The organism is Aeromonas sp. R10-2, assembly GCF_040908445.1.
GTDB lineage: Bacteria > Pseudomonadota > Gammaproteobacteria > Enterobacterales > Aeromonadaceae > Aeromonas > Aeromonas veronii.
The window spans coordinates 24,509-51,429 of the sequence record NZ_JBFODS010000010.1; the positions used below are offsets into that span (position 1 = coordinate 24,509).

The following is a 26,921-nucleotide window of genomic DNA, read 5'->3' on the forward strand; positions in this document are numbered from 1 at the left end:
TGAGTCGCCAACCATGAAGCGAGTGCTCTCCATTCAATCCCACGTAGTCTTTGGCTGTGCCGGCAACAGCGCCGCCGTTTTTCCCATGCGTCGCCTCGGGATCGAGGTGTGGCCGATGAACACGGTGCAGTTCTCCAACCACACCCAATACCGCGAAGGCTGGCAGGGGATGGTGATGCCCGGCGGCCATATCCGTCAGCTGGTGAACGGCCTGGCGGAGATCGGCGTGCTGGCCGAGTGCGATGCGCTGCTGAGCGGCTACCTCGGCTCGGCCGAACAGGGGGAGGAGATCCTGGCGGCGGTTGCTCGGCTCAAGGCGATCAATCCGGCCGCCCTCTACTTTTGTGACCCTGTGATGGGTCACCCCGACAAGGGGTGCATAGTGGCACCCGGCGTCGCCGATTTTCTGAAACATCGGGCACTGGCCTGCGCCGATATGCTGGCCCCCAATCTGCTGGAGCTGGAACAGCTCACCGGCCGCGATATCCGCAATGTGCCGGAGGCCATCGAGGCGTGCCAGCAACTGCGCGCGCAAGGGGTCAAGCTGGTGATGGTCAAGCATCTGGGCAAGGCCGGCTTTGCCATGGACCGCTTCGAGATGTTGCTGGTGTGCGAGGAGGGAACCTTTCATCTCTCCCGCCCGCTCTACCCTTTTGCTCGCCACCCCATCGGGGTGGGGGATCTGCTGAGCGCCACCATGCTGGCCAATCTGCTGGCCGGTTGTACCCCGGTAGCTGCGTTCGAACTTACCAACGCCAGCGTTGATGCAGTGCTTTCCCGGACCTGGCTGGCGGGAGCCTACGAGCTGCAACTGGTGGCGGCCCAGCATGAGATGGCGCTGCCGCAGGTCTCCATCCGGGCGACCCGCCTCTGAGCTGTTTGCGTCAACAGCAGAAACAACAAAGCCCTGATCATCAGGGCTTTTTATATGTCAGATGTCGGGAGAGGGCTTAGTCCTGCGGGCTTTTGAGCGCCTTGACCACATCCTCTTTGGGCTCCAGCTCCTTGACCTGGTTGAAGATCTCCAGCTCCCCTTGCGGGCTGACGGTGTAGGCATCGGCATCCTGATAGCTGCCGCTGCCGGCGCTCTCGATGATGACCACCAGCTCGGGCTGCTTGTCGCCATTCAAATCGACCAGTTTCAGCTCCCGGATAAAGCCGTTGCGGGCCATCACCTTGCCATCCTGAAACTCATCCAGTGGAAACTGGGCGTTCTGACCCGAATAGAGTCGCACATCATAGCTGCCGATGGAGGCGGGTTCACCTGTCCCCTGCGCTACCCGGATCACCTGACCGGAGGGGAGGGTCAGCTGCTTGCTAAATCCCTCTTCGGCTTGTGCCGCCAGCGGCAGGGTCAGCAGCCCTGCCATCATCAATGCTCTGTTCATCTTGCAACCTCTTGCTGTCTGTTGAGTGCGGGCTCCCGGGGAGCCCGCCGTGATGCTGTTACCAGATCTTCACCCGCTTCTGGGGCGGCAGATAGAGCTTGTCCCCCGGCTGGATGTTGAATGCCTCGTAGAAGGCGGGAATGTTCGGCACCACGCCGTTGACCCGGTACTCGGGGGGCGAGTGGGGGTCGGAGCGCAGCAGCATCTGCATCAGCTCGGGGCGATACATCCCCTTCCACACCTGCGCCCAGCCGAGGAAGAAGCGCTGCTCGCCGGTGAAGCCATCCAGCACCGGCGCCTCCTTGCCATCGAGCGACAGCTCGTAGGCCTTGTGGGCGATGGTGAGGCCACCCAGATCACCGATGTTCTCCCCCAGGGTAAACTGGCCGTTGACGAACTGGCCGTTGATGGGCTCGAAGCGGTTGTACTGGGCCACCAGACGGCTGGTGCGGAAGCGGAACTCCTTGAGATCTTGCGGCGTCCACCAGTCGCGCATCATGCCGTCGCCGTCGGATTTGGCCCCCTGATCATCAAAACCGTGGCCCATCTCGTGGCCAATGACCCCGCCGATGGCGCCGTAGTTGACCGCATCATCCGCCGTCATGTCGAAGAAGGGGGGCTGCAAAATGGCCGCCGGGAAGACGATCTCGTTGTTGCTCGGGTTGTAGTAGGCGTTCACCGTTTGCGGCGACATGTGCCACTCGTCCCGGTCGACCGGCTTGCCGAGGCGCGCCAGACTGTCTGCGTATTCAAAGGCTTGCGAGCGTTGCAGGTTGCCCACCAGATCATCCGGTTTGATGGCGATGGCGCTGTAATCCTTCCACTTGTCGGGGTAGCCGATCTTGGGGCGGAACTTGGCCAGCTTCTCGAGTGCCTGCGCCTTGGTCTCGGGCGACATCCAGTCGAGCTCCTTGATGCTCTGGCCGTAGGCGGTGCGCAGGTTCTCCACCAGTTGCTCCATCCGCTCCTTGGCCGCAGGCGGGAAGTAGCGGGCCACATAGAGCTGGCCGACCGCTTCACCCAGATGATCGTTCAATACCCCCAGCGCCCGCTCCCAGCTGGCGCGCTGCTTGGGCGTGCCGCTCAATGTGGTGCCGTAGAAGGCAAAGTTGGCGCGGTCGGTCTCGCTATCGAGATAGGGTGCGTAGTCGGTCAGCAGTTGCCACTTGAGGTAGGCCTGCCAGTCGGCGATGGGGGTCTGGGCCATCACCTGATCCAGCGCGCTCAGATAGGTCGGCTGACCGATGATGAGCTCCGGCTGGCCAGCAATGCCCGCGGCATTGAGATAAGCCTGCCAGTCGAGATGAGGGGCTAGCCGTGCCAGTTCACTGGCGGGGCGCTTGTTGTAGTTCTTCTCCCGATCCCTCAGGGCGACGTTGTCCCACTGGATGGAGGCGAGCCGGGTTTCGAGGGCCAGAATCCGTTTGGCCTTGCCGCTCGGGTCAGACTCACCGAGGCGGCTCAGCATGGCGGCGATATGCTGCTGGTACTTCTGGCGCAGGGCCTGACTCTCGGGATCCTGCTTGAGGTAGTAGTCCCGGTCCGGCAGCCCCAGCCCACCTTGATAGAGGTAGACTGCATAGCGGTCGGGGGACTTGGCATCGGCGTCGATCCAGATGCCAAACGGCGCGCCGCCGCCCATGCGGCCACTTTGGGCAAAGGCGCGGGCCAGTGCTGCCTGATCACCGATCCGGTCGATATCGGCCAGCGCCGGTGCCAGCGGGGTGAGCCCCCTGGCGTCACGGCCTGCCTGATCCAGATAGCTGGCGTAGAGATCGCGGATCTGCTGGGTCGGCGTGCCGGTGGCGGCCTCTTGCTTGGCCAGCCCCTCGACCAGCACCCGCACATCGGCGAGGGATTTGTCCCGCAGCATGTAGAAGGCGCCATCGGCGGGTCGATCGTCGGGGATCTTGGCGGTGGCGAGCCACTTGCCATTGACGTAGCGGAAGAAGTCATCGCCGGGTTTGACCTGGGTGTCCATATTGGCCAGCGCCAGCCCGGAGTGTTTGGGGGAGTCTTGCGGTACCTGACTGCAGCCAGCCAGCAGGGCCAGTCCAATCAGGCCGGCCAGTAAGCTTTTCTTATTGTTCATCTTGTTTGATTCCAATTCGGATTGTTTGCTTCCCTGCCCATCTTCCTTGCTCCAATCAGTTGTGCGACCGCCTTGCGGCTAACCTAGTGGAGAGGGCGGGCGAGCCTCACTCTAGCAGCAGGGTTGCAGCTTGATAAGCCCGACTCTGCTAAGATCGGCCGGTCCGTTTTGGGGAAGCCTATGATTTCTCATCTTTATTCTCGCTTTTGTCTGACTATGCCAGCACCAGAAGGTTCCACCGGTCTGCTGGTGGCCTTCAGTGGCGGCCTCGACTCCACCCTGCTGCTGTTACTGGCGGCGCAGTATGCCCGCGAGCACAGCCTGCCGCTTCGCGCCCTGCACGTGCACCACGGCCTCAGTCCCCATGCCGATGAGTGGGTCGCTCATTGTGAAGCCGTGTGTCAGCAATTGGCGGTGGAGCTGCTGGTCGAGCGGGTGACTCTGGCCCGCGGCAATGGCGAGAGTCTGGAGGCGCAGGCCCGTACCGCCCGTTACCAGCGTCTGACCGCCCGGATGCGGGAGGGGGAGTGGCTGCTCACCGCCCACCATCAGGACGATCAGCTGGAGACCCTGCTGCTGGCCCTCAAGCGCGGCGCCGGTCTGCGCGGCTTGGCGGGGATCCTGCCAAGCCAGCCCTTTGCTGGCGGCCTGTTGCTGCGGCCGCTGCTCGATATGAGTCGCGCCGAGCTGGCCGAGGCGGCGGCGAGCCTCCCCTTTGGCTGGGTGGAGGATGAGAGCAATCAGGACGTGAGCTATGACCGCAACTTTTTGCGCCAGACGCTTATCCCCCAGCTCAAGGCGCGCTGGCCCGCCATGGCCCAGACTGCGGCGCGCAGCATGGCCCTGTGCGCCGAGCAGGAGGCGCTGCTGGACGAACTGGCAGAGAGTGACTGGCAGCTGGCGGGCGAGGGGGAGGCGCTCCATATCGGCCCGCTGCACGCCCTTTCACCCACCCGGCGCAACAACCTGTTGCGCTACTGGATCCGCCGTCAGGGGGGGGAGATGCCATCCCGTGAGCAGCTTGCCCGGCTCTGGCAGGAGGTAGCGCTGGCGCGCGGCGATGCCAATCCCCAGCTCAACTGGGGGCGCCAGAGCTGCCGCCGTTTTCAGGAGCGGCTCTATCTGGTGAGCCCTGACCTGCAACCTTGCCATCAGGTATTGCCGCTGACCGTGGGCGAGCCGCTGACCCTGCCGGACGGGTTGGGCGAGCTGGTGGTACGTATGGCGGAGTGCGGCGAAGGGCTGCTGCGTTCTCCCCGAGCGGATGAGCCCCTCTCGGTGCGTTTTCAGGTAGCGCCCGGGATCCCCCTCAAACCGGTGGGGCGAAGCGGCAGTCGGCGGATGAAGAAGCTGCTGCAGGAGTATGGCGTGCCTTCGTGGCAGCGGGGGCGCATCCCCATCCTCTACTATGGCGAGCAGGCGGCGGCGGTGGTGGGGCTCTTTGTCTGTGACGGTTTTATGGCACAGGGGGCCGGGCTGGTGTGCCACTGGCAGGGGAGCGGTGCAGCCCCAGTTCTGCCCGAGCAAGATTTTGCCTGAGGTGATCTCGATGTGAGGGGGGATTAGCCCCAAAAAAAGAAGCTCCGGTCACATGGCGCGCATGTGCCGGAGCAAAGAAGAGTTCGGGATTATTCGTTAGGGCTGGCCTTGCCTGCTTTTTTGCGGGCGTAGAGGTGACTGTCGGCCGCCTCGTAGAGGCTCGGCACATCGACCCCGGATTGCCAGCTGGCGGCGCCAAGGCTGCATCCGACCGAGAAGGTGCTGAGCTCCTTGTTGGTCATCAACATATGCTGCAGTCGCAGCCAGACCGGGCGCCACGCCTCGGGTTCGGCCGGTTGCAGCAGCAGGGCAAATTCATCTCCCCCGAGCCGAAAGGCTTGATCCGTGCTGCGGATGCACCCCTTGAGCAGCTGGGCAAAACGGCTCAGCACCAGATCCCCCACCGGATGACCCCAGGTGTCATTGATCTGCTTGAAGCGATCGAGATCCAGCAGCACCAGCACCAGACCGTGGGGCTCGCGGCTGTGCTGCTCGATGGCGCGACCGATAGCCTCGTCAAAGTAGGAGCGGTTGCCAAGGCCGGTCAGGTGATCGAGTCGGACCAGCTGATCCAGTTTTTCCAGCCTCAGATAGAGGGGCAGCAGCAGGCAGAGCAGCTGATGATATTGCATCAGTACCCGTTGCTGGCTGCCGCTCAGCGGATGTTCCAGCTCGTAGTGGAGCTGGCCGAGCAGCTGGCCATGCTGACCGCGCAGTTCGAACGGATAGTTGTGCAGGTTGAGGGTGGCCAGCGGCGGGTGCTGGATCAGCACATGGGGCTGGCCACAATCGAGGTAGAGACCGTGGATCCTGACAATTCTTGCCGCACGATCGGCAAAAGTTGTCAGCAGACCGCCGAGATCGCTCTGCCCCAACAACTGCTCGAGCAACTGGTTGCGTTCAACGCTGGGCAACGGCGTGAGCCGCTCCATCTGGCGAACCCACTGCTCGATGCCATGGCTAAAGCCATTAAGTGACGACGTACTTTCCATGGTCTTCCACCTGTAACACCTGACTACTGTCTCCTCCCTGCAATTGGCATGCCCAATATATCTTTCCTGCCCGCCAGATCGGCTGACTAAGCTTAAGTCGATAAAAGGAGAGGAAAATTTGTACACCGACCTGTTGATCCTGCTGTTCGCCGCCGTCCTGCTGGTGGCAACTTTCCGGCGCCTCGGCTTGCCGGTCATCCTCGCCTACCTGATTGCCGGCGTCTTGCTCGGCCCCCACGGGCTGGCGGTGATCACCGGTCAGTCGATCATGCAGACCATTGCCGAGCTGGGGATCGTCTTTTTGATGTTCTCGCTGGGGCTGGAATTCTCCCTGCCGAAACTACTGGCGATGCGCCGGTTGGTGCTGGGGGTCGGGATGTTGCAGGTGCTGCTCACGTCACTGCTCTTTTTCGCCATCGGCTGGTGGTGGGGGTTGGGTCTGGCCCAGTCGCTGGTGGTGGCGGGAACGTTGGCACTCTCCTCGACGGCGGTGGTGATCAAGCAGCTAGGTGAGCAGAAGCAGCTCCATACCCGCCGCGCCCAGCTGGGGGTGAGCGTGCTGCTGTTTCAGGATCTGGCGGTGGTGCCCCTGCTGGTGATGATCCCCATCCTCGCCCAGCCGGAAGTTCAGGGGAGCGCCCTGGCCGCCGAGATCGCCTGGGCCACCCTCAAGGGGCTGTTTGCTCTCTTCACTCTGCTGGCGGTGGGCAAGTGGTTGCTGCCGCTGCTGTTTCACGAGGTGGCGCGGGCCCGCTCCGACGAGTTGTTTGTGCTGAGTGCCCTGCTGGTGGCGCTGCTGGCTGCCTACATGACCCATTCACTCGGGCTGTCGATGGCGCTGGGGGCATTTCTGGCTGGGATGATGCTGGGGGAGTCCCACTACCGTCATCAGCTTGAGGTAGACATCAAGCCCTTTCGCGACGTGTTGATGGGGCTCTTCTTTATCACCATCGGCATGGCCATGGAGTGGGAGCTGGTGGCGCGGGCATGGTGGCAGGTGCTGATCTGTGTGGTGTTGCTGGTGCTGTGCAAGTCCCTGCTGGTGCTGCTGGCCGGGCGGCTGATGGGGGAGCGAAAGCGCGACAGCATGGCCGCCGGCATCATGCTCAGTCAGGTGGGGGAGTTCGGCTTCGTGTTGCTGGCGCTGGCGCTCCACCACGGCTTGCTGGATCAACAACTGGTCTCCCTGCTGATCGGCATCGGGATCATCTCCATCGCCATGACCCCCTGGCTGGTGACCCAGGCCCATTCGCTGGCCCGCAGCCTCACCGATCCGGCGCTGCTGACCCGCTCCGAGGTGGCCCAGTCGGGCCTGAGCAAAAACCAGCATGTCATCATCGCCGGGTTTGGCCGGGCGGGGCAGACCTGTGCCCGCTTTCTCAAGATCGAGGAGATCCCCTTTCTGGCCCTCGATCTTGACCCGGAGCGGGTGAGCGAGGCCAAGCTGGCGGGGGAGCAGGTGGCCTTCGGCGACGCCAGCCGCCGCGATATTCTGCTGGCCGCCGGATTGCTGCGGGCGCGGCTGGTGATCATCACCTTCGATGATCGCAAGCGGGTGGAGGCGATGCTGGCACTAATCCGCGAACTGGCGGGGGATCTCAAGGTGCTGGTGCGCACCCGGGATGACAGTTTTCTGGAGCAGTACAAGCAGGCGGGGGCGTTTGAGGTGATCCCCGAATCCCAGGAGGGGGCCCTGATGCTGGTCTCCCACCTGCTGCTCAACTGCGATATTCCCATTGGCCGGGTGATCCGCCGGATGGAGCTCGAGCGCAGCAGCCAATATCGCTTCCTGCACGGCTTCTACTGGGGGGATCAGAGCGCCAGTAATCTGGAAGCGGATCAGCTGCTCGAACGCCTCCATCCGCTTTTGCTGCACGATCAGGCGTGGGCGGTAGGCCGTGAAGTGCGCGAGTTGCCGCTTGATGAGGTGCGGATCAAGGAGGTGCAGCGTGGCGATCAGAGTCTGGAACCCAGACCCGAGCTGGTGCTGGCGGCCGGTGATCGGCTGATCCTGTTTGGTACCGTGGTGGCGATGGAGCAGGCGGAGCAGCGTTTGCTGGAGGGGCGCTGAGTCCCCTTGCTCTCATCGGCAGCCCCCTTTACTCCCGCTCTTTTGGTAGCCCTTCGATATCGAGGAAGGCGACGACTCTCTCCCGCTCCCTCAGGGTGTCCTGATAGCCCAGCTTGATCAGCTGCTGGCAATAACCCGGATAGAACATCAAAAAGCTGGCCAGACTGCTGGTCTCATCCCCCTTCACGCCCAGCACCCGCAACAGGCGGCGCAACTTTAGCGGTAGTTTGCGCAGGTAGGCCAGTGCGATGGTGTCGAGATCCTGACTCGGTTTTAGCACGCAGGTCTCCACCCGTTTCAGCTTGAGGCGATTGCGCTCCCGCTCAGGGATAAGATCCAGCGTCTGGTTGATGCGCCATAGCCGCTCCAGATCGGAGTTGAGGGTGTCGGTAAAGACCGTATCGAGCAGATGGCTGGCGATATTGGAGCTGGTGAGATGGCCGTGATGATGGGTCGGTGCCGAGTGGGCTGGCGGATCCAGGGTGATCAGCAGGATCCGCTCCGCACCCAGATGGATGGCGGGGCTGAGCGGACTCAGCTGGTGGATGGAACCGTCGCCGTAGAACTTCTCGCCGATCCGGGTGGCCGGAAAGACGAAGGGGAGCGCCGAGGAGGCGAGCAGATGCTCAGATGTAAGCACGGTGCGCACCCCGCGCCGTCTGGCCCGCTCCCACGGATGGTGGTCGGCCCGCCCCTGAAAGAAGGTGGTGGAGAGGCCGTCATCGTAATCCGATGCCGTGATGGCCAGCGCCTCCAGACTGCCGTAGAGGATGTTGTCATCAATGCGGTGATAGTCGATGAGTTGATCCAGCAGGCGGTGCAGCGGCGCGTTGTCAAAGAGGTGAAAGGCGTGGTTGGTGTGGGGATTTATCAGCCCTGCCGACCCTTCGTACATCAACCGCCACAGCAGGCGCCCCGGGTGAAAATCGAAGATGTGGTGAGTCTCGAAGCGGCGCCAGACCCACTCCAGCTTGCGCACCCCCAGATGGAAGCAGGAGGCGTAGCAGGCCAGTGCGGTGACATTGATAGCCCCCGCCGAGGTGCCACACAGGATGGGAAAAGGGATGCCGAGATTGCGCGGGTAGAGCTCCGCAATCGCCTTGAGGGCGCCGACCTGATAGGCGGCGCGAGCACCGCCACCGGTGAGCAACAACGCTGTATTGGGTCTGGCCATATGCTGGCGCCTTATTGTGTGCTGACAAGAATGTTCCCACTGACAAATTAACTATAAGGCGCTGTATCAAATATAAAAACGGGCGCTTGCCCGTTTTTTTCATGGCCCCATGTCAAAGGGCGCGGTGAGGATTTTCCGGTCACGCCAGCTGATCGAAGGCGGCGAATACCGGAGCGCTGGCGAGGATGCGACCGTGGCCCAGTCCCCGGGTGCTCACCAGCCGGGTATGACCATCCTGACTGGCCCTCAAGGAATCGCCGTGCGGGGCAAATCTGTCCTCCTCGTCGTGCACGATTATCGCCGCGCCGCTGCGACTGGCGAGGCGACCCAGTGGATCGACCGTGCTCAAGGGGTGCTGGTACTCCTGCTCAATCTCCTTGACCACCGCATCGAACAACCGGATGGAGTAGCCGGAGCGCGCCACCATGCCGTATAGCTGGGGCACATAGTCGAGCACCGGCGAAATCAACAGCAGCGGCAGGGTATCGATACCCGCCTGACGGCTGGAGAGGGTGACGGCGCCTCCCATGCTGTGGGCGATGACCCCGTGCAGCGGGCCTACTTCGCTGGCCAATTTGGCTGCCAGCTCGTCGAAGGCGCGTACGAAGCGGGGCAGGTGGCCTGTGTTGCCTGCGCTCTGGCCGTGGGCCGGATGATCGTAGGCAATGGCGGTGAAACCCTGTGCGGCGATATGGCTCATCAGTGGATAGAACTGGCTGGCGCTGCCGGACCAGCCGTGCATCAGCAGCCACAGTGGTCCCTGACCGAGCCGATAGCTCATCAATACCCCTTCGCTGGTATGGACGGCCTGCTTCACCAGACCGGCAGGTTCGTAGCCACCCTGCTGATTGCGCTGGGGGGTGAGCAGCAACTTGCTGGCGGTGCGCTTGGCATGGGTGGGGGCGAGTCTGTGGTGCAACCGGGTACCGATCCCCAGCAGCCATTTGCTCGGGCTGAAGCGGCGGGTGTTGAAGTAGATCTTGCTGCTCATGGTCATCCTGTGGTTTTTATGTGCGAACGGTCGTGCTTTTTTATCGGTTTTTAAAAATTAGTGTTGAACGGATGCCAAAACATCAGCGCCAGCTGCTCAGCAGAGCGTCCACCTCGGGCCAGAAGTGGCGGGCCGGATCCTGACACAGTTCGAGATCGTTGAACACCTGATCCGCCAGATAGAGGCCATAGAGGCGATAAACGGCGCGCCAGGGATCCATCTCCTGTCGCCACTCGCCTGCGGCCTGACCCTGTACCACCTGACGGGCCAGATAGTCGAGCCAGAAGCGCACCAGTTGCCGGGCGGCTTGCTGCACGGGGCTCTTTTGCTCATGGCCATCCTGCACCGAGGTCCAGGCGTCGAGGAACATGCAGCGTCCGGCAAAGCAGTGGTTCCACGCCTGCCAGGCGCGCAGCAGGGCGATCAGCTTGTCGTGCTGGCTCTGGTGCTCCTGCTGACGTACCGGCTGGATCACCCGCAGCCGAAACACCTCGGCTGCGTACTCCAGCACGGCGATCTGCAGATTGTCTCGGGATTGAAAGTGGGCAAACAGGCCGCTTTTCGACATCTCGCAGGCGCTGGCCAGCGAGCCGATGGTCAGGCTCTCCAGCCCTTGCTGGCTCGCCTGCTCAAAGGCAGTCTGCAAAATGTTTTCCCGGGTCAGGCGCCCCTTGCTCATCACTCTCTCCTCGTTGGCGCTGGCAGCATAAAGTACGATCGTGCTAATTGTCGAGCAACAAATAGCCAGCATGGCTGGCTATGTCGTCTCCCGCGTGTCACTGCGCGCGGTGTTCAGCTCTCCTTGATATCGAGCTGTTGCAGGGCGATAACCGCCTGAGTGCGGTTTTTGACACCCAATTTTCTGAAGATGGCGGTGATATGGGCCTTGATGGTGGCCTCGGAGACATTGAGCTCCCAGGCGATCTGTTTGTTGAGGCTGCCATCGCGCAGCATGATCAGCACCTTGTATTGCTGGGGGGTGAGGCTGGCCAGCTTGCTGGCGAAATCGGGGCCGTCTTCCGATTCAGGATGGAGCGAGATGCCTTCCGGCACCCAGTTATCCCCCCCGATCACCGTATTGAGGGCATTGACCAGCTCCTTCATCGGCACTGATTTGGGGATGAAGCCGAGCGCTCCGAGCCGCAACACCTGCTGGATGATGGCCGCATCTTCCGAGGCGGAGACCACCACGATGGGCAGGTCGGGATACTGGCCGCGCAGGTGGGCCAGCCCCTCGAAGCCATTGGCCCCCGGCATCTTGAGATCGAGCAGCAACAGGTCAACTTCGGGGTGCTCGCCGAGCAGGTTGGTCAGGCTGTCGATGGAGTCCGCTTCCAGCAATTGAGCGTCGTTGATGGCCATGTGCACCGCTTGGTAAAGGGCGCCCCGAAACAGGGGGTGGTCATCTGCGATGACGATGGTAAATTGGCTGTCCATATTTCGGTTAATGGCTCACATTGTTGCTAACTGATTGTTTTGAAAAATCAAACTAGCATCGCTCACCAAGAGGGTCAAACCCGCCGGTGCGCAAATGTGAAGCGACCATCGGATGTTTTGCCATCAAGGGCAGACAGGCCGGTCGCAGGCAACTCATGCAGGAGGCAACAGATGGGATCCTTGGTATTGGCGGTGGGCACCGGCTCCACCTGGGCGATACGGGCGGCACTGGTGCTCGCCATGAGCGGGCTGACGTGGCAGGAGCAGGTGTTCGATCTGGAGGATGCCAAGTCGCTGGCGCGGCTCAAGCGGCTGGCACCGGCCGGTCTGGTGCCCTGGCTCGAACACGATGGCGTGCGGGTTCACGACTCGCTGGCCATCGCCGAATATGTTCACGAGCTCTGTCCCGACCGTCAGCTCTATCCTGTTTCGCTGGCCGAGCGGGCACAGGCTCGCAGCCTCTGCGCCGAGTTGCATGCAGGATTTCGGCAGATCCGTTCTCTGCTCCCCTTCTTTCTTGGGGCACCAACCCGTATCGATCCCCCGGTGGAGGCGGTCGGTGAGCTGGCCCGTTTGCAGGAGATCTGGTCGCAGACGCGAGGCCCCTTCTACTTTGGCGAGGCGGGCATTGTCGATGCCTTCTATGCGGTGATGGCCTATCGGCTGGCCAGCTACGGCATCCTGTTGCCCGGTCAGGCCGGAGCCTATCAGCAGGCGCTGCTCTCTTGGCCTCTGTGGCAGGAGACCCTGCTCAAGGCTCGGTTGCAGTGGCCGGTGGCGGCGCTCCAGTCACAGTGAGTCTTGGCAGATAGATAAACGAGAGAGGGGAGCCAGTGGCTCCCCTCTCTGCTGCTGGTCAATGTGGCTTAAGGGTTACTTCTGCCGGCCGGCAAAGACCACCACCACCTTGTCATCCCCCTTCTCCCGCACAAAGGCGTAGGGGGCATCCGAGAGTTTCCGGTGGCTGCCTGCCGCAATGGCCGGATGGGCGGCGCGGAACTGGCCCAGTTGCTGCCAGTGCTTGACCAGCTCAGCCTTGTCTCCGTTAGCCAGATCCTGCCAGTTCATGTCCGAGCGCAAGCCTTGATCGAACACCCCGCCATCCTTGGCCAGCCCGCGGCCGGACTCGTCGCCATAGTAGAGCTGGATGCCGCCCGGCAGCAGCATAAAGCTGTTGGCGACCCGGCGCTGTAGCGGCACATTCTGATAGTCGCCAAAGAACAGCTTGGTGTCGTGGGAGCTGATGTAGCTCAGCACGTTGAACTCGGGATCCTGATTGATGCGGCTGGCGTAGCTGGTATAGGTGGGCTCGGCGCTGGCCATGCACTGGGCCTGTGACAGTGCGAACTCGCGCTGATAGTCGAAGTTGATCAGGGAATCGAAACCGTTCTGATACCAGAAATCCTTGGCGACCCCGTGATCCCATACCTCGCCCACCATGTAGAAGGGCAGATCGTCGAGGGCCTTGCCCGGGTTCGCAGTCTTCCACTCCTTGAGCGCAGCGGTGCCCGCCTGCTTGAGCTTGGCCCACACCTCTGGCTCCAGATGCTTGACGGTGTCGGCGCGGAAGCCGTCGATGCCAAAGCGGCGCACCCAGTCGGTGTGCCAAGCGATGAGATAGTCACTTACGGTAGCGTCGGGTAGCGCCTTGGCGAGGGTATCCTTTTTCGCGGCCAGCAACGGCGGCAGCCCTACCGGTTTGGTCGATTCGGTCAGAAAGTCCGGCAGCCCCGCCACCGAGCCGGTGACATCGTCGGTGCCGGGCTGCGGGTAGCCGGGCAGACCGGCGCGCACCCAGTCACCACTCCACCACTTGTTCCACGCGGGTGATTGATAGTCGATGAACTGGTTGTAACCATGCCAGTTGAGGCCACCGCTCGGGCGCCACTGGTTCCAGACGGTCGGCAGTTTGCTGCTGTTCTGAGTTAGCTCGGTGAGCCCCAGATCTTGCAAGTCGGCGAGGGTGGCGTAACCGGCGTGGTTCATCACCACGTCGAGGATGATCCGCATGCCGCGCTTGTGGGCCTCGTCCACTAGGGTTTTCAGGCTCTCTTCATCGCCGTAGTTGGGGTCAATCTTGGTGAAGTCGAGCGCCCAGTAGCCGTGGTAGGCGTAGAAGGGGAAATTGCCCTGCTCGCCGCCACCAATGAAGCCGTGAACCTGCTCCACCATGGGGGTGATCCAGATGGCGTTCATGCCGAGGCTCTTGATGTAGTCGAGCTTCTCGGTCAGCCCCTTGAAGTCACCGCCATGCCAGGTGGCTACCTCATCCTGACCATCCTTCTGGCGGCCGAAGCTGTGGTCGTTGGCCGGGTCGCCGTTGTGGAAGCGATCGGTCAGCAGGAAATAGACGCTCGCCTGATCCCAGCTGAACGGTGCTGGCTTGGCTGCCTTGACCGGTTCGAGCAGCAGCAGGCCGCCGCTCTCTTTACTCGGGGTAAGGGTCAGTTTGCCCTGTTTGACCACCGCCTCCTGTTTTGAGTAGGCATCCCTCAGTCGGGTACCGTCTGGCCAGACCCCTTTCAGGGATACAGTGACCGGGCCGCCATCCCAGCTGATGCAGGGCTCTTCTGGTGGCTGGCGTTTGAATTCGCTCTTCTTGGTCGCCCGCAACACCTTGAGGCTGGGAGTATCCGGGTTGAAGGTGAACTGATACTCCCCTGCCAGCATCACCCGCAGGGTAAAGCTTTGATCCTTGCTGCATTTGTCCATGGGTTGGGCGGTGCCGAAGGGGAGCGGCTTGCTCTCGCTCGGGCCAAAGCTGGTACCGCAACTGTTGCTTGCGTCGCTGATGCGGATCTGGTGGCTCCCCTTGGCAAGGGTGTGGGTCAGCTCGACCGCCCCTTTGTCCAGCGCGATCGGAGTTGCCACCGGCTGACCATCCACATAGAGGTGAACCTCGGGGGCGGCCATCGCCTGTTGGGTGAACAGCGGGGCGGCCATCAGGGCTAGCAAGAGGGGGGATAAGTTTTGAGCACGACGCATAAGCCATTCCTTGAGCAGGGCAGTTCGGACAAGGGCCCATTCTAGGAGCAGCAAAGCGCACCTTGGATCGGCAAAATGCCGATTTGTGACATCAGTTCAAATGGTTACGTTTTCAAGCCGCGGAAAGTGTGACGGAGAGGAGATGGGACGCTCTGTCGATAAAAATAGCGGCCATAAAAAATGCCGGTCAGGTGACCGGCATTTGGTGTGTCAGGCATCGTCGTCACATCAGACGGTGAAGAACTTGAAGTTGACGAAGGCCACCGCGATGAAGGAGGCCACCATGCCGCTGATGCAGAGCACAGCAGGGCGGATGGCGGGCCAGCGATGGGTCAGCAGAATGATGGCCAGCAGGGTCGGGTAGAGCCCGAACATGTAGCGCGGCATGGCGTTGAGGCCGGTCATCAGCGGGATGGTGCAGCAGATGAACATCAGGGTCGCTTCAGCCCAGCGTTTCTGGCTGAACAGGTAGCCGTTCAGGCACCAGCCGAAGATCACCATGATGGAGAGGTAAGCCTTGCGGCCACCCAGCTCGAAACCGCTCAGCCACCAGTCCAGCGGGCTGTCCATATAGCGACCCCAAGCCACCTGAATGTGCTTGAAGGCAAAGGCATCGCCGGTCAGGTGATAGAGGTAGACCATGTAGGCAAACAGGCCAAACGGGATCATCCAGAGGGTGAACACCACCTTGAAGGCGCGCTCGGTGAAGCGGAAAAATTCCCGCCAGCCGTAGGCCTGCAGCGCCAGGATCAGCACCGGGAAGACCATCATCACCCCCAGGTTGCGGGTGGCGGAGATACAGACCCCCAGCACGGCCACCATCAGCCACTGCTCCCGATAGGCGAACAGGAACATCCCCAGCATCAGCGCCATAAAGGTCGACTCGGTATAACCGGAGACGAAGTAGGCGGAGAAGGGGGAGAAGGCGAGCAGCCAGACGCCGAAGCGGGCGGTATCGTCCCCCAGCTTGAGCTGACGCAACACCAGCAGCATCAGCGGCAGGCTGGCGAAGAAGGAGATATTGGTAACAATGATGAGGCCGATCAGGCTCTCGACATTGAACAGGTTGGAGATGGCACCGGAGACCATCGGATAGAGCGGCATAAAGGCCCAGTTGGCCGCATTGCCCTTGCTCAGCCAGCGCGGGTAGAGATCGTAGCCGTTCTCGATGATGCGCTGGAACCAGACGCAGTCGAACTGACAATAGGCCTGCAGCGGGCCTATGTCGGGGGAACCATAGAGCTGGACACCGAAGTAGCCCATGCCATACAGCGCCACCCGGCTCAGCATGAAGGCAGCGATGATCATCAGCCAGTCACGACCGCTGATGCGTAGTGACGGGCGATAGGGGAGTGCAGCCCCGGTTAGCGGGGCAGTATTGGTCATATCATTCATCAGGCAAAAACCCAGACGCGAGAGAGAACGTAAGTGAGGACGGTAACGGTCAGGGTGGCGATGACCACCGGCAGCAGACCGGAGAGCCCCGCAAACAGCAGGCCGCTCAGGATCAGGTTACGCACCGCAAGCGAGAAGAGGGCGACCAGCAGAAACTTGCTGGCGGCTCCCTGCTTCTGGAAGGTGATGTAGCGGTGACCAAAGAAGGAAAACCAGAACGCTATGGCAAAAGCCAGTGTGGTAACCAGGTGCTCCGAGATGGTGGGCCAGGTATGAAACAGTGCGATGGAGGTGCCAAGGTCGACGAGGGTAGCCCCCCCGCCGACAAAGCCGAAACGTACCAGCCGCCAGAATTCCTCGCGGGAGATCATTGAGGCGCCTGCTCCTGCTGCTCTTGCGGATTGCTTTCTGTGCTCTGCGGTTTGGCCGCATCCTGCTTGGCATACTGGCCATAGACCCCTTCAATGAGGTAGACCGGGCGCTGTTTCACTTCCACGAACATGCGGCCGATGTACTCGCCGATGATGCCGAGTGACAACAGCTGGATACCGCCGAGGAACAGCACCACGGACATCAGGGAGGCGTAACCGGGCACGTCGATGCCGAAGAAAACCACCTGGGTCACGATCTTGAGGATGTAGAGGAAGGCGACGAAGGAGACGCCGACACCCACATAGCTCCAGACCCGCAGCGGCCAGCTGGAGAAGCTGAGCAGACCGTCGAGCGCGAAGTTCCACAGTTTCCAGTAGTTGAATTTGGTTTCACCGGCGTGACGGGCCGGGCGCTCGTAGGGGACGCCAACGGCACGGAAACCGGCCCAGGCAAACAGACCCTTCATGAAGCGGTTGCGCTCGGGCAGCAGCTTGATCGCCTCGACCACGCGACGGTCGATCAGGCGGAAGTCACCGGCGTTCTCCGGCAGCTTGGTGCTGGTGGAGAGGGCGTTGAAGAAGCGGTAGAAGCCACCGGCAGTCAGGCGCTTCATCGGGGTATCGGCACTGCGATCGACGCGGATGCCGTAGACGGTGTCATAGTCACCGGTCTGCCACAGTTTGACGAACTCCAGGATCAGGGCGGGCGGGTCTTGCAGATCCACGTCCATCGGCACGATGGCATCCCCTTTGGCCTGATGCAGACCGGCGGTCAGGGCCGCTTCTTTACCGAAGTTGCGTGCCAGGTTGACCAGGGTTACGCGCGGATCGCGGGCGATGGCCTGCTCGACCACTTCACGGGTGCGGTCACGGCTGCCATCGTTGACGAATACAATTTCAAGCTGGTCTTTCAGCGGGGCCAGTTCGTTGTCTATCGCGTTGATGAAGGCATCGATGCTCTCTTCCTCGTTGTAAACGGGAACGACCAGAGAGAGTCGAAAATCTGGATGCGACATAAGAACGTCCTTATTTGGGATAGTTGTTTTTATAAAATGGTATTCGGGGCAAGGATCACTGGGCTACGGTCAAACGTACCGACTGCACATTGATGGGAGTAGGTGCCGAGAGCGCCAGAAAATTGGGGCGCTTGGGATCTGCCGTGAGCGAGTCACCGGGCAGACTGAGGCGGATTTCGTTGATGCCCGCTTTGGCCAGTTTCACCGTGGTGGTGAAGTCGTGACCCAGCGCCACTTTCAACAGAGCACCGGCTTCCGGGCTGTTGATGCGGGCCTGTACGGTGAGCTGATCCGGATTGGCCGCCTGCTTGGGCAGCACAAAGTAGAGACCGCCCTGACCGCTGAGCAGGGTACCTTCGTCGCTCGGCTTCTTGGCCCAGCCTTCGCTGGAGAGGAAGCGGCTCGGCTTGGTCAGATTGAGCTCGTTACCCGGCTGATAGGTCATGCTGGAGTTGTGTTCCCAGAAGCGGGTCTTGCCTTCCAGATAATAGAGTTTGTAGGCCAGGCTCACGTTGGGGTGAGCAGCCAGATAGAGGGTGTAAAGATAAAAACCGCTTAACGCCAGAATGGCAGTCAAAAAACCGAACTTTTTGTACGTCATATCACTCTCTATGCCTGACAGAATGGGTAGGCCGATGTCGCGCATATGCTAATCCAATTGCAAAAAAAGCATAGTGGATCACAAAAAAATATTTGGTCACATATTAACCCCTTTTTACCCCTGTTCCAAACGTTGCTGTTTCCCGGTTAAACAGGTCTGGCGGGGCGCCGGTTGCCAATGGTGCTCCGGCAAGGTATTTGGCAAATAGCAGAGCTTTGCTGCGTCATTTTCTAGCGGATGCGATAGTCATCTGGCTTCTATCGCCATTTTGCAGGGGGCGATTTATGATGACTCACTTATTCGTCAAGGATGACATATGAAGTGGATCTCTTGCTGTCTGCTGCTTGGATTATGGGCGCCAATGGCATTGGCCAAGGCCCTGTGTCCCGAGCCCATTCAGGTCGGTTACGATAACTGGCCCCCCTACCATTATTACGAAGCCGACTCACCGCAAGAGGTGCGCGGTTATGCCGCCGAGGTGCTGACGGCAGTGCTCACTTCCATGCACTGCAAGGTCCATTATGTGGAGCTGCCCTGGAAGCGGGTACTGCACGAAATGGAGCATGGCGAGATAGACATGGCGATGGAGGCGAATATCAATGATGAGCGCGCTCGTTATGCTTGGTTTTCCGACTCCTACAACCCGGGGCGCACCTTGCTGTGGATCCGCAAGGGCAGCCACTATCCCGAGCAGGATCTGGCGAGCTGGCTGGCCAGTGGTTACTCCCTCGGCGTCACCAAAGAGTACTTCTATGGCGATGAAGTGATGTCGCTGCTCGCTCGCTATGCCAAACAGGTGAGTGCGGTGAGCGACCAGCAAAATTTTGAGAAGCTGGCCCGCGGGCGGATCGACGGTTTCCTCGGTGACATGCTGGCTACCCCCAGCGCCCTTAACAAGGAGGGGATGAGCGGTCTGTTCACCAGTCACCCCATGGTGGTATCTGAATCGCCAAGCTTCTTTATGTTGGGCAAGCGCAGCTTTTCGCCGCAGTTCTTGCAACAATTCAATCAGGCGTTGGCGCGGTTCAAGGAGACAGATGCGTATGACATTATCTGGCAGCGTTATGCCCCCGGGCGCTAGCAAAGTATTGGCCGTTCACGCATCATGAGCGGCCTGAGCATCGGGTCTGCTTGTCAGGCCCGACAGAGTGAACAAACCGTTTTGAGGTACCCATGGGGATGAAGTATTGGCTGGCCCTTGCCAATCTGGTGTGGCTGGGATGTTTGCCCGCTGGCGCGGTACATGCGACCGAAGCACAAGTCGTGGTGGCGGCCAGTGAAACCGGACACGACTGGTATCAGGGCAGTCAGGCCGAACAGGCCCGTGTCGAGCTGGAGCAGCAGTTGCAAGAGGCTGTGCTTGCCCAGCTGCATCCCGATTTTTTCACGCTGTGGAAGCGTCTGCAGGCCACCCCTGCAGACAAGCGTGGTGCCATCTATGACGACATTTTTACCAAGCTGAGCCGTTTCCAGCACGCCTGGCGGGGGATGGATCTGGTCTCGCGCGAGCAGATGAAGACCCTCAAGCTCGATTTGAACCGCCCTGTAGTGACCCAACCCAGCGATGATGACCTGCTCACCCAGGTGAAATCCCTGCGCCCTCAGGTGGCGGAATACGAGGCGGTGCGGGCCAAAGTGCACAAACTGCTGGCAATGCCGATGGCCAGCAAGTGGCCAACCCTCGATATGCCGACCCTGCGTGCCGGAGAGAGCTCCGCCGAGCTCGGCCAAATCCGCGCCATGCTCAACGAGCTGGGCGACAGCGCCCCGAGCCATGGTGATCAGATTTACGATGGTGATACCGAGCAGGCCATCAAGCAGTTCCAGCGTCGTCATGGTCTCACCGCGGACGGCATTATCGGTCGTCAGACCCGCTCCTGGCTCAATACCGGCCCGCAAGTGCGCGCCAGCCTGCTGCTGCGCAACCTGTGGCGTCGCGATCTTGTGGATCAACTCGCCGGTGGCCGCTACGTGTTGGTCAATATTCCCGACTACCGCCTGAGTGTGGTGGAGTCCGGCAACGAGGTGTTTACCAGCCGGGTCATCGTCGGCAAGGAGCAGCGTGCCACGCCCATCCTCGCCAGCGAAATTCGCTCCATCGTGCTCAACCCCTCCTGGCATGTGCCGCGCTCGATCTTGAGCAAGGACATTCTGCCCAAGCTGGGTCGCGATCCCGCATACCTGAGTCGTGAGCAGTTCGAGGTGATCGACAGCGAGGGCAATCCGGTCCAGTTCACCGAAGAGGGGTGGCATCAGGCGCTGGCCGCCGGTTTCCCCTATCGCCTGCGGCAAAAGCCGGGGGATCACAATGCTCTGGGGCGCTACAAGTTCTACCTGCCCAACAATGACGCCATCTATCTGCACTCCACCCCGCGCAAGGCGCTGTTCGAGCAGGGGGCGCGCGCCTTCAGTTCGGGTTGCATCCGGGTGGAACATGCGGACGATCTGGCCGAGCTGTTGTTGGCGGACTCCCGCTATCAGCCGGACAAGGTGGCCAATATCCTCAAGGAGAGCCAGACCAAATGGTTGCCGCTCACCACGCCGATCCCGGTCTTTACCGTCTACTGGAGCAGCTGGATCGACGAAAATGGTCGCCAGCAACTGCGCAATGACATCTACGGATTTGATCGGGTCAGCTTCCAGAGCCGCCTGCTGTGATCCCTGCCACAGAGTGAAAAGCCCGGCCTGTGCCGGGCTTTTCTATGGGCGATTGTGGTTTGACAGGGCCCCCCGCCGGAGGGTAGTTTCAAGCGCCTGTATCACATTCAATCAGTGATCTTATTCAACTATTTTTCGCTTGAATCTGCGATGGACGAACCCCTTATGCTGGAACAAGAGATAAGTCGACGTCGCCTGTTGCTGGGAGCCGGTTGCCTGCTGGGCAGCTCGCTGATCTCCTTCCCTGCACTGGCCAGCCGCAGTACCACCGGGCGTGAACTCAGTTTCTTCAATCTCAATACCGGCGAGCGGGTGCGCGCCAGCTATTGGGAAAACGGCCACTATCTGAGCGACGGGTTGGCCGAGCTCAACCACATCTTCCGCGATTACCGGCGCAATGAAGTGTTCAACATCGACAAGAAGCTGTTTGATCAGCTGTTTCTGTTGCAGCACAAGCTGGGTCGGCGCAGCGAAATTCAGCTGATCTCCGGCTATCGCGCCCCGGCCACAAATCGCCAAAAGCGCCACAAGAGCCGCGGCGTGGCCAAGCACAGCTACCACACCCTGGGGCAGGCGGTGGATGTGCGGATCCCCGGCGTACAGCTGGCCCATCTGCGCAAGGCGGCGCTCCAGCTCAAGGTGGGTGGGGTTGGTTACTATCCTCGTGACAACTTCGTTCACCTCGATACCGGCCCGGTGCGCAGCTGGTAAAGGGGTTGGCAAACTGCCAAGCTCTTCCCACCAGAGAGGAGATTGCGATGAACAAGATAGTGATTGGCGGCCTGATCGCCCTGTTGTTGACCGGTTGCAGCAAGCTCAACCGTGAAAATTACGACCAGTTGAAGATGGGGATGAGTTACGCCGAGGCCAGCACCATTCTGGGCAAGGCGGAGCGCTGTGATGATGCGCTGGGCACCACCAGCTGCCTCTGGGGCGGGGAAGGGAAGAACATCAAGATCCGCTTTATCGCCGACAAGGCGACCTTCTTCAGCTCGGAAGGGATTAACTGAGTCGTAGAACGTCCATGAAAAAGCGCCGCTTGGGCGCTTTTTTGTTGCTCGCAATCCAACCCGACTCGCCAGAAGCTGGCGTACTCAGTGGGTCGCGTACTGGTAGTTGAAGGTAGGCAGACCCCACTTGAAGCGAACCGCCAGCAGCCGCAGGACAAAGCCAATTCCGATAGAACCGAACGCCGCCCAGTTGGTCGGCAAGCCCTGATCCAGCGCCAGACAGTAAAGCGCTGCGGTGATCAGCGAAATGGCTGCATAGAGCTCGCGACGAAACACCAGCGGAATGCGTTGGCAGAGCAGATCCCGCAGCACCCCGCCAAAGACCCCGGTCACCACCGCCATGATGCAGGCAATACCGGCGCCGTGGCCCATATCCAGCGCTCGGGCCGCACCGAAGATGGAGAAGACCACCAGCCCCAGGGCATCGAGGGCCATGAACAGCTTGCCGAGATAGCGCATCAGGGGGGCGGAGACCACACCCGCCATCGCGGCTGCGGCAACCAGCAGCACATATTCCGGATGTTCAATCCAGAGCAGCGGATAGTGGCCGAGCAGCACATCGCGGATGGTGCCACCACCGATGGCCGTCGCCGAGGCGATGATCACCACACCAAACAGATCCATCCGTCGCCGACCCGCGGCCAGCGCGCCGGTCATCCCTTCGGCCACCAGGCCCACCAAGAAGAGTGCATGTAACATGAGATATCCCAGGGAACGAGAAAGGCCAGAATCCTACCAACTCGTGTCATATGGGACAAGCTATCGAATGCATGCATTAATTTAATTCATGCTAAATGCGAAAAAGGCACCGTTTCGGGTGCCTTTTTCTAATCAATGTTCAAGGGTTAGCGCCCCAACTGCTCCTGCCGGTAGTGATCGACCCACATGGCGGTGGCGCCACAGATGGCGACCGGCATCACGAAGAGGTTCACCACCGGAATGGCGGAGAAGAGGGTCACCAAAGCGCCGAAGCTGAGGCACTTGCCACGGCGTTGCTTCAAGGCGTCACGCATGGTGATGAAGTCGATCTTGTGGTTGTCGAACGGATAATCCACATACTGGATCGCCATCATCCAGGCGCTGAACAGGAACCAGAGCACCGGCGCCAGGGTCTGGCCCACCACCGGGATCAGGAACAGGATCAGGCAGCCAATGGCCTTGGGCAGGTAATACTTCAGCTTGGTCCATTCGCGGCCGAAGGTGCGTGGCACATCCTTGACGATATCCAGCATGCCGCCGTCATTGGCGGGCTGACCGGTGAGGATCTGCTCCACCTTCTCCGCCAGCAGGCCGTTGAAGGGGGCGGCTACCCAGTTGGCAACCGAGCTGAAGATAAAGGAGAAGACCACCAGTATGGTGATGAGGGCGATGGGCCACAGCAGGTAGTCCAGCCAGTCGAGCCAGGCGGGGATCTGCTGGTGGAGCCAGGCGAACAGGCCGTCCAGTTGCAGCAGCAGGGCATAGAAGGCCCCGGCAAACAGCACGAAGTTGACCAGCAGGGGGATCAGCACAAAGGTGCGGATGCCCGGTTGGCGAATAAGGGAAAACCCGCGCAGAAAGTAGTCTGCACCGCTGATTGAATCTTTGACCATATGGGGTGATTGGCTCATGTGAGCTCCATCTATGCATGGGAGAACTGCCAGCATATTACAAACAAGCCTTTGATTTGGTAAAGTCGCCGACTATTCCTTATTTCGTGCCGCGGCGACCAAAAGTCGGGCATGAATGGGGATGATGCCTGCATATTACAAACAAAGCCGGGTCTGGATTTGGTAAAATCGCCTGCCCGCCTCCTCTTTATTTAGCCACTGATACAGGTCGCCATGCGTCTGAAACTGATCAAACTCGCCGGCTTCAAGTCGTTCGTCGAGCCGACCCGCATCGAACTGTCGGCAGACATGACCGCCGTGGTGGGCCCCAATGGCTGTGGCAAATCCAACGTCATCGACGCGGTGCGCTGGGTGTTGGGGGAGAGCTCCGCCCGTCATCTGCGCGGCGAGAACATGACCGATGTCATCTTCAACGGCTCTATCAATCGCAGTGCGCACGGGCGCGCCTCGGTCGAGCTGGTGTTCGACAATCCCCACAACCGGGTGCCCGGCGAGTTCGGCCGCTTTACCGAGATTTCGGTGCGCCGCGAAGTGCTGCGCGACGGCTCCAACCACTATCAGATCAACGGCCAGAAGTGCCGCCGCAAGGATGTGACCGACCTCTTCCTCGGCACCGGTCTTGGCCCCCGCAGCTACGCCATTATCGAGCAGGGCACTGTCAGCCGACTGGTGGAGTCGCGCCCGGCCGATCTCAAGCTCTTTATGGAAGAGGCCGCCGGGGTATCCCGTTACAAGGAGCGGCGCCGCGAGACCGAGCAGCGCATTCGCCACACTCAGGAGAACCTAGAGCGCCTCGGCGATATTCGCGGCGAGCTGGGTTCGCGCCTTGAGCACCTCAAAGCCCAGGCCGAAACCGCCGAACGCTACAAACAGCTCAAGAGTCGTTCGCGCGCCGCTCGCGCCGAGCTGATTGGCTCCGAGTTGTGGGCGCTGGAGACGCGCCTTGGCGAGGCCAAAACCGAACTGGCACATGCCGAGCAGGCGCTGGCGGCGCTCGATGCCAAGCGTACCGCCGATGAGGGGCGCCACGTCACCCTGTCGGTCGCCAGACAAGAGGCGCAAGCCGAGCAGGCGAGCCGTCAGCAACAGATTTTTCTCGGCGGGCAGGCCATCGCCCGTCTCGAACAGCAGCAACTGCACCAGAGTGAACTGGGGCGCGACTGGCAGGCCCGTGCAGAGGCGCTGGGCGAGCGGATTGCCACCCGCAAGGCGCAGCTGGCCAGCCAGCAGGATCAACTGACCGAAGGGGTATTGCGCGCTGAGCAGGAGAGCGCTCGGCTGGAGCAGTGTGAGCAGTTGATTACCGAGCAGCAGGAGGCTCGCCAGCACGCCAGCGAGCAACTGGAACAAGCCCGCTTGCGCCAGCAGCAGTGGCAGCAACAGTTGGCCGGGGTGCAGGGGCAACTCAATCAGACCCGTACCCGGTTGGGTGGTTTGCAGGAGCTGCAAGCCAAGACCCGGCTGGCGCGCCTCAAGCTGGAAGATGAACGCGCTGGCCCCCTCGGCACAGAGGCCGACGATCTGCAACCGGCCCTCGATGCCCTGAGTGGTGAGCTGGAGCTGACGAGGGCTGCCAATGGCGAGCTGACCGAGCAGCTGGCGCAGGCGGTCGACGCCCATGAACAACTCAAGCAGCAGCATGGCCAGCAGTTGAGCCTGCAGCGGGAGTTGGAGGCGCGGCTGGCGACCCTAGATCAGATCCTCGGCGAACAGATGGAGGGGGCGACCCTGGCGGATCGACTGCAGGTTGCCCCCGAGTGGGCACAGGCACTCGACAAGGTGCTGGGTCGCTGGCTCACCGCAACGCCGGCGGACGAGTGCGATCTGATGCAAGAGGGGCTCTGGATTGGCCCGGCGCAACCGGCGGTTGCCGGTACCCTGGCGGCGCAACTGGGCGGCGAGCACATTCCTGCCTTCCTCAATGCCATCTGGCTGGTGGAGAGCCGGGAGGCAGCATTGGCCCGCCAGCCAAGCCTTGCGGCCGGTGAGTCGGTACTGACTCCTGCTGGCGACTGGCTGGGGCCAAACTGGGCAGATTTGGGACAGGGCGCGGCGCTTGGCACCATGGCGCTGCTGGGTGAGCGTGAGCGGTTGCATACCGAGCAGGAGAAGGTTGCCGCGGGGCTGGCACAGCTGAGCGAGCAACTTGTGGCTGCCGATGCCCGGCGTGCCCAGCTTGCCAGTGCGCAGGAGTTGTCGCAGCGAACCTTGCGCGAGCAAGAGCAGAAATGGCAACAACTGCGCGAAGCCTGGAGCCTGCAACAGGGTCAGCGGCAGGAGCGGTTGCAGCGGCTCGGTCAGCTTGGCGAAGAGCTGAGCCGGCTCGATCAGGAGCAGGCCGAAGAGGCAGAGCGACTGGCCAGCGCTCGTGAACAACTGGAACTTGATGAGGCGCGCCTTGCCGAGTTGCAGGAGCAGGGGGAGCCGCTGACACAAGGGTTGCAGCTCGCGCAGGAGCTGCTGACCCGCTGCGAGCGGGCGGTTGACGAGGCCCGTGTGCGCCGCGAGCAGCAGCAAGCGGCCTGCCAGCGTTTGCAACTGGAGTTGGGCAATCTGCGCCAACTCATTACCTTGGGCGAAGAGGAGTTGGCGAGGCTCGGCCTGGAGCTGGCCGGGCTGAAAGGGCCGGATAGCGAGGCCGTGCCGGATCTGGCGCCCCTGCTTGCCGAGCAGCGCAATCTGGAGGCGCAGCAGCTCGCCTGCCATCAACGGCTTGCGGAGCTGGAGCGCCTGTTGGGTGAGCTGGAGCAGGCCAGAAGTGCCGATCACAAGCAGCTGGTGACGTTGCAAGAGAAGCTGGCAACCCTGCGCCTTGAGCGCGAACGCAACCTCACCCGTCGACAAGGGCTGCACGAGCAGTTCGAAGAGTTGGGGGTTCGACTGGTGGATCTCGATCAGGCGGTGCTGATCGCCGCTGATCGCAGCAAGCTGCGGCAGGAGATCCAGACTCTGGAGGCGCAAGTGGAGGCGCTCGGCGCCATCAACCTGGCGGCGCTGGAGGAGTACGAAGAGGCGAAAACCCGGGCAACCTATCTTGAAAATCAGTGCCAGGATCTCGAGCAAGCGCTGGAAACCTTGAGCCAAGCCATTAAAAGAATTGATAAAGAGACACAAATACGGTTCCGGGACACTTTCGATAAGGTCAACGAAGATTTAAAATCCCTGTTTCCAAAAGTGTTCGGTGGGGGCAGTGCCTGGCTTGAGCTTACCTCCGATGATCTTTTGGAGGCCGGAGTGAGCATCATGGCGAGACCTCCGGGTAAGAAGAATGCTACCATTGCCCTGCTTTCCGGGGGGGAGAAGGCGTTAACCGCGCTTGCGCTGGTTTTTGCCATCTTCAGACTCAACCCAGCACCTTTTTGTCTGCTGGATGAGGTGGATGCACCGCTCGATGAAGTGAACGTCGGTCGCTTCTGTTCTCTTGTCAAAGAGATGTCGAGCACAGTACAGTTCGTTTACATCAGTCATAATAAGGTCTCCATGGAGATGGCTGAGCAGCTGGTTGGCGTCACGATGCAAGAGCCCGGGGTTTCTCGCATTGTGTCGGTCGATATCGGTGAAGCCGTCGCTTTGGCTGAGCAAAACTAGAAA

23 protein-coding genes are annotated in these 26,921 nt (G+C 61.1%); 9 read left to right on the forward strand and 14 right to left on the reverse strand.

All coding sequences use genetic code 11. The annotated features are described in order from the left end of the window. Positions 1-13: 13 nt before the first annotated feature. Complete coding sequence (pdxY, locus tag AB5Y97_RS01105; protein ID WP_368157124.1) at positions 14-874, forward strand: pyridoxal kinase PdxY; 861 nt, start codon at positions 14-16, stop codon at positions 872-874. Between the two features lie 76 nt (positions 875-950). On the opposite strand, the gene AB5Y97_RS01110 is transcribed toward pdxY, so the two are convergent. Both AB5Y97_RS01110 and AB5Y97_RS01115 read right to left on the reverse strand, forming a co-directional pair. After that, positions 951-1,388 (reverse strand): PliI family lysozyme inhibitor of I-type lysozyme, encoded by a 438-nt coding sequence (locus AB5Y97_RS01110; RefSeq protein ID WP_144714705.1) that lies wholly within the window; start codon positions 1,386-1,388, stop codon positions 951-953. Positions 1,389-1,446: 58 nt separating this feature from the next. Then, positions 1,447-3,480, reverse strand: coding sequence for a M13 family metallopeptidase (locus tag AB5Y97_RS01115; protein WP_368157126.1), 2,034 nt, complete (start codon positions 3,478-3,480; stop codon positions 1,447-1,449). Positions 3,481-3,660: 180 nt separating this feature from the next. On the opposite strand from AB5Y97_RS01115, the gene tilS reads away from it, so the two are divergent. Then, entirely contained in the window at positions 3,661-5,019 is a 1,359-nt protein-coding gene (tilS, locus tag AB5Y97_RS01120; protein ID WP_368157128.1) for a tRNA lysidine(34) synthetase TilS, read from the forward strand. An 89-nt stretch (positions 5,020-5,108) separates the two neighbouring features. Here the strand turns inward: tilS and AB5Y97_RS01125 are convergent, their stop codons facing one another. Then, on the reverse strand, positions 5,109-6,011 hold the full coding sequence (locus AB5Y97_RS01125; RefSeq protein WP_368157130.1) for a GGDEF domain-containing protein: 903 nt from the start codon (positions 6,009-6,011) through the stop codon (positions 5,109-5,111). Positions 6,012-6,129: 118 nt separating this feature from the next. Between AB5Y97_RS01125 and AB5Y97_RS01130 the strand changes: the two genes are divergently transcribed. Next, positions 6,130-8,082, forward strand: a complete 1,953-nt coding sequence (locus tag AB5Y97_RS01130; protein WP_005338473.1) for a monovalent cation:proton antiporter family protein — start codon at positions 6,130-6,132, stop codon at positions 8,080-8,082. Between the two features lie 28 nt (positions 8,083-8,110). On the opposite strand, the gene AB5Y97_RS01135 is transcribed toward AB5Y97_RS01130, so the two are convergent. The 4 genes from AB5Y97_RS01135 to AB5Y97_RS01150 all read right to left on the reverse strand — a co-directional run bounded on the left by AB5Y97_RS01135 (position 8,111) and on the right by AB5Y97_RS01150 (position 11,684). After that, entirely contained in the window at positions 8,111-9,256 is a 1,146-nt protein-coding gene (locus AB5Y97_RS01135) for a patatin-like phospholipase family protein (protein WP_005347843.1), read from the reverse strand. A 139-nt stretch (positions 9,257-9,395) separates the two neighbouring features. Then, entirely contained in the window at positions 9,396-10,247 is an 852-nt protein-coding gene (locus tag AB5Y97_RS01140) for an alpha/beta hydrolase (protein WP_368157132.1), read from the reverse strand. An 82-nt stretch (positions 10,248-10,329) separates the two neighbouring features. Continuing rightward, on the reverse strand, positions 10,330-10,926 hold the full coding sequence (locus AB5Y97_RS01145; protein WP_127008187.1) for a TetR/AcrR family transcriptional regulator: 597 nt from the start codon (positions 10,924-10,926) through the stop codon (positions 10,330-10,332). Positions 10,927-11,039: 113 nt separating this feature from the next. Beyond that, positions 11,040-11,684, reverse strand: coding sequence for a response regulator transcription factor (locus AB5Y97_RS01150; protein ID WP_076492859.1), 645 nt, complete (start codon positions 11,682-11,684; stop codon positions 11,040-11,042). 171 nt (positions 11,685-11,855) lie between these two features. Here AB5Y97_RS01150 and AB5Y97_RS01155 point away from each other — a divergent pair, with 171 nt between their 5' ends. Beyond that, positions 11,856-12,482, forward strand: a complete 627-nt coding sequence (locus AB5Y97_RS01155; protein ID WP_201947430.1) for a glutathione S-transferase — start codon at positions 11,856-11,858, stop codon at positions 12,480-12,482. 75 nt (positions 12,483-12,557) lie between these two features. Here AB5Y97_RS01155 and AB5Y97_RS01160 read toward each other — a convergent pair whose 3' ends face one another. The 5 genes from AB5Y97_RS01160 to AB5Y97_RS01180 form a co-directional block, all read right to left on the reverse strand. Continuing rightward, complete coding sequence (locus AB5Y97_RS01160; protein ID WP_368157134.1) at positions 12,558-14,669, reverse strand: alpha-amylase; 2,112 nt, start codon at positions 14,667-14,669, stop codon at positions 12,558-12,560. Positions 14,670-14,897: 228 nt separating this feature from the next. Further along, on the reverse strand, positions 14,898-16,064 hold the full coding sequence (locus AB5Y97_RS01165) for a hypothetical protein (protein WP_005338464.1): 1,167 nt from the start codon (positions 16,062-16,064) through the stop codon (positions 14,898-14,900). After that, positions 16,064-16,435, reverse strand: a complete 372-nt coding sequence (locus AB5Y97_RS01170; RefSeq protein ID WP_005338463.1) for a GtrA family protein — start codon at positions 16,433-16,435, stop codon at positions 16,064-16,066. The genes AB5Y97_RS01165 and AB5Y97_RS01170 overlap by 1 nt, the downstream gene beginning before the upstream one ends. Next, positions 16,432-17,451: a glycosyltransferase family 2 protein gene (locus AB5Y97_RS01175; protein WP_201947433.1), complete on the reverse strand. Its 1,020-nt coding sequence runs from the start codon at positions 17,449-17,451 to the stop codon at positions 16,432-16,434. Before AB5Y97_RS01175 ends, AB5Y97_RS01170 begins: the two co-directional genes overlap by 4 nt. Before the next feature lie 55 nt (positions 17,452-17,506). Further along, the gene (locus AB5Y97_RS01180) at positions 17,507-18,052 is read right to left on the reverse strand and encodes a hypothetical protein (protein WP_041202288.1); all 546 of its coding nucleotides are present in this window, start codon (positions 18,050-18,052) and stop codon (positions 17,507-17,509) included. Between the two features lie 316 nt (positions 18,053-18,368). On the opposite strand from AB5Y97_RS01180, the gene AB5Y97_RS01185 reads away from it, so the two are divergent. From AB5Y97_RS01185 to AB5Y97_RS01200, 4 genes are all read left to right on the forward strand, one after another. Beyond that, complete coding sequence (locus AB5Y97_RS01185) at positions 18,369-19,133, forward strand: transporter substrate-binding domain-containing protein (RefSeq protein WP_335853654.1); 765 nt, start codon at positions 18,369-18,371, stop codon at positions 19,131-19,133. 92 nt (positions 19,134-19,225) lie between these two features. Next, positions 19,226-20,710: a murein L,D-transpeptidase gene (locus tag AB5Y97_RS01190; protein ID WP_005358830.1), complete on the forward strand. Its 1,485-nt coding sequence runs from the start codon at positions 19,226-19,228 to the stop codon at positions 20,708-20,710. Between the two features lie 165 nt (positions 20,711-20,875). Continuing rightward, on the forward strand, positions 20,876-21,421 hold the full coding sequence (locus tag AB5Y97_RS01195) for a DUF882 domain-containing protein (RefSeq protein ID WP_005338458.1): 546 nt from the start codon (positions 20,876-20,878) through the stop codon (positions 21,419-21,421). Positions 21,422-21,468: 47 nt separating this feature from the next. Beyond that, complete coding sequence (locus AB5Y97_RS01200) at positions 21,469-21,720, forward strand: lipoprotein (protein WP_043818905.1); 252 nt, start codon at positions 21,469-21,471, stop codon at positions 21,718-21,720. A gap of 84 nt (positions 21,721-21,804) precedes the next feature. On the opposite strand, the gene AB5Y97_RS01205 is transcribed toward AB5Y97_RS01200, so the two are convergent. Next, entirely contained in the window at positions 21,805-22,419 is a 615-nt protein-coding gene (locus tag AB5Y97_RS01205; RefSeq protein WP_005338456.1) for a trimeric intracellular cation channel family protein, read from the reverse strand. Positions 22,420-22,565: 146 nt separating this feature from the next. Continuing rightward, positions 22,566-23,330, reverse strand: a complete 765-nt coding sequence (gene cysZ / locus AB5Y97_RS01210; protein ID WP_100654293.1) for a sulfate transporter CysZ — start codon at positions 23,328-23,330, stop codon at positions 22,566-22,568. 213 nt (positions 23,331-23,543) lie between these two features. Here cysZ and AB5Y97_RS01215 point away from each other — a divergent pair, with 213 nt between their 5' ends. After that, positions 23,544-26,918, forward strand: coding sequence for an AAA family ATPase (locus AB5Y97_RS01215; protein ID WP_368157137.1), 3,375 nt, complete (start codon positions 23,544-23,546; stop codon positions 26,916-26,918). Positions 26,919-26,921 lie beyond the last annotated feature (3 nt).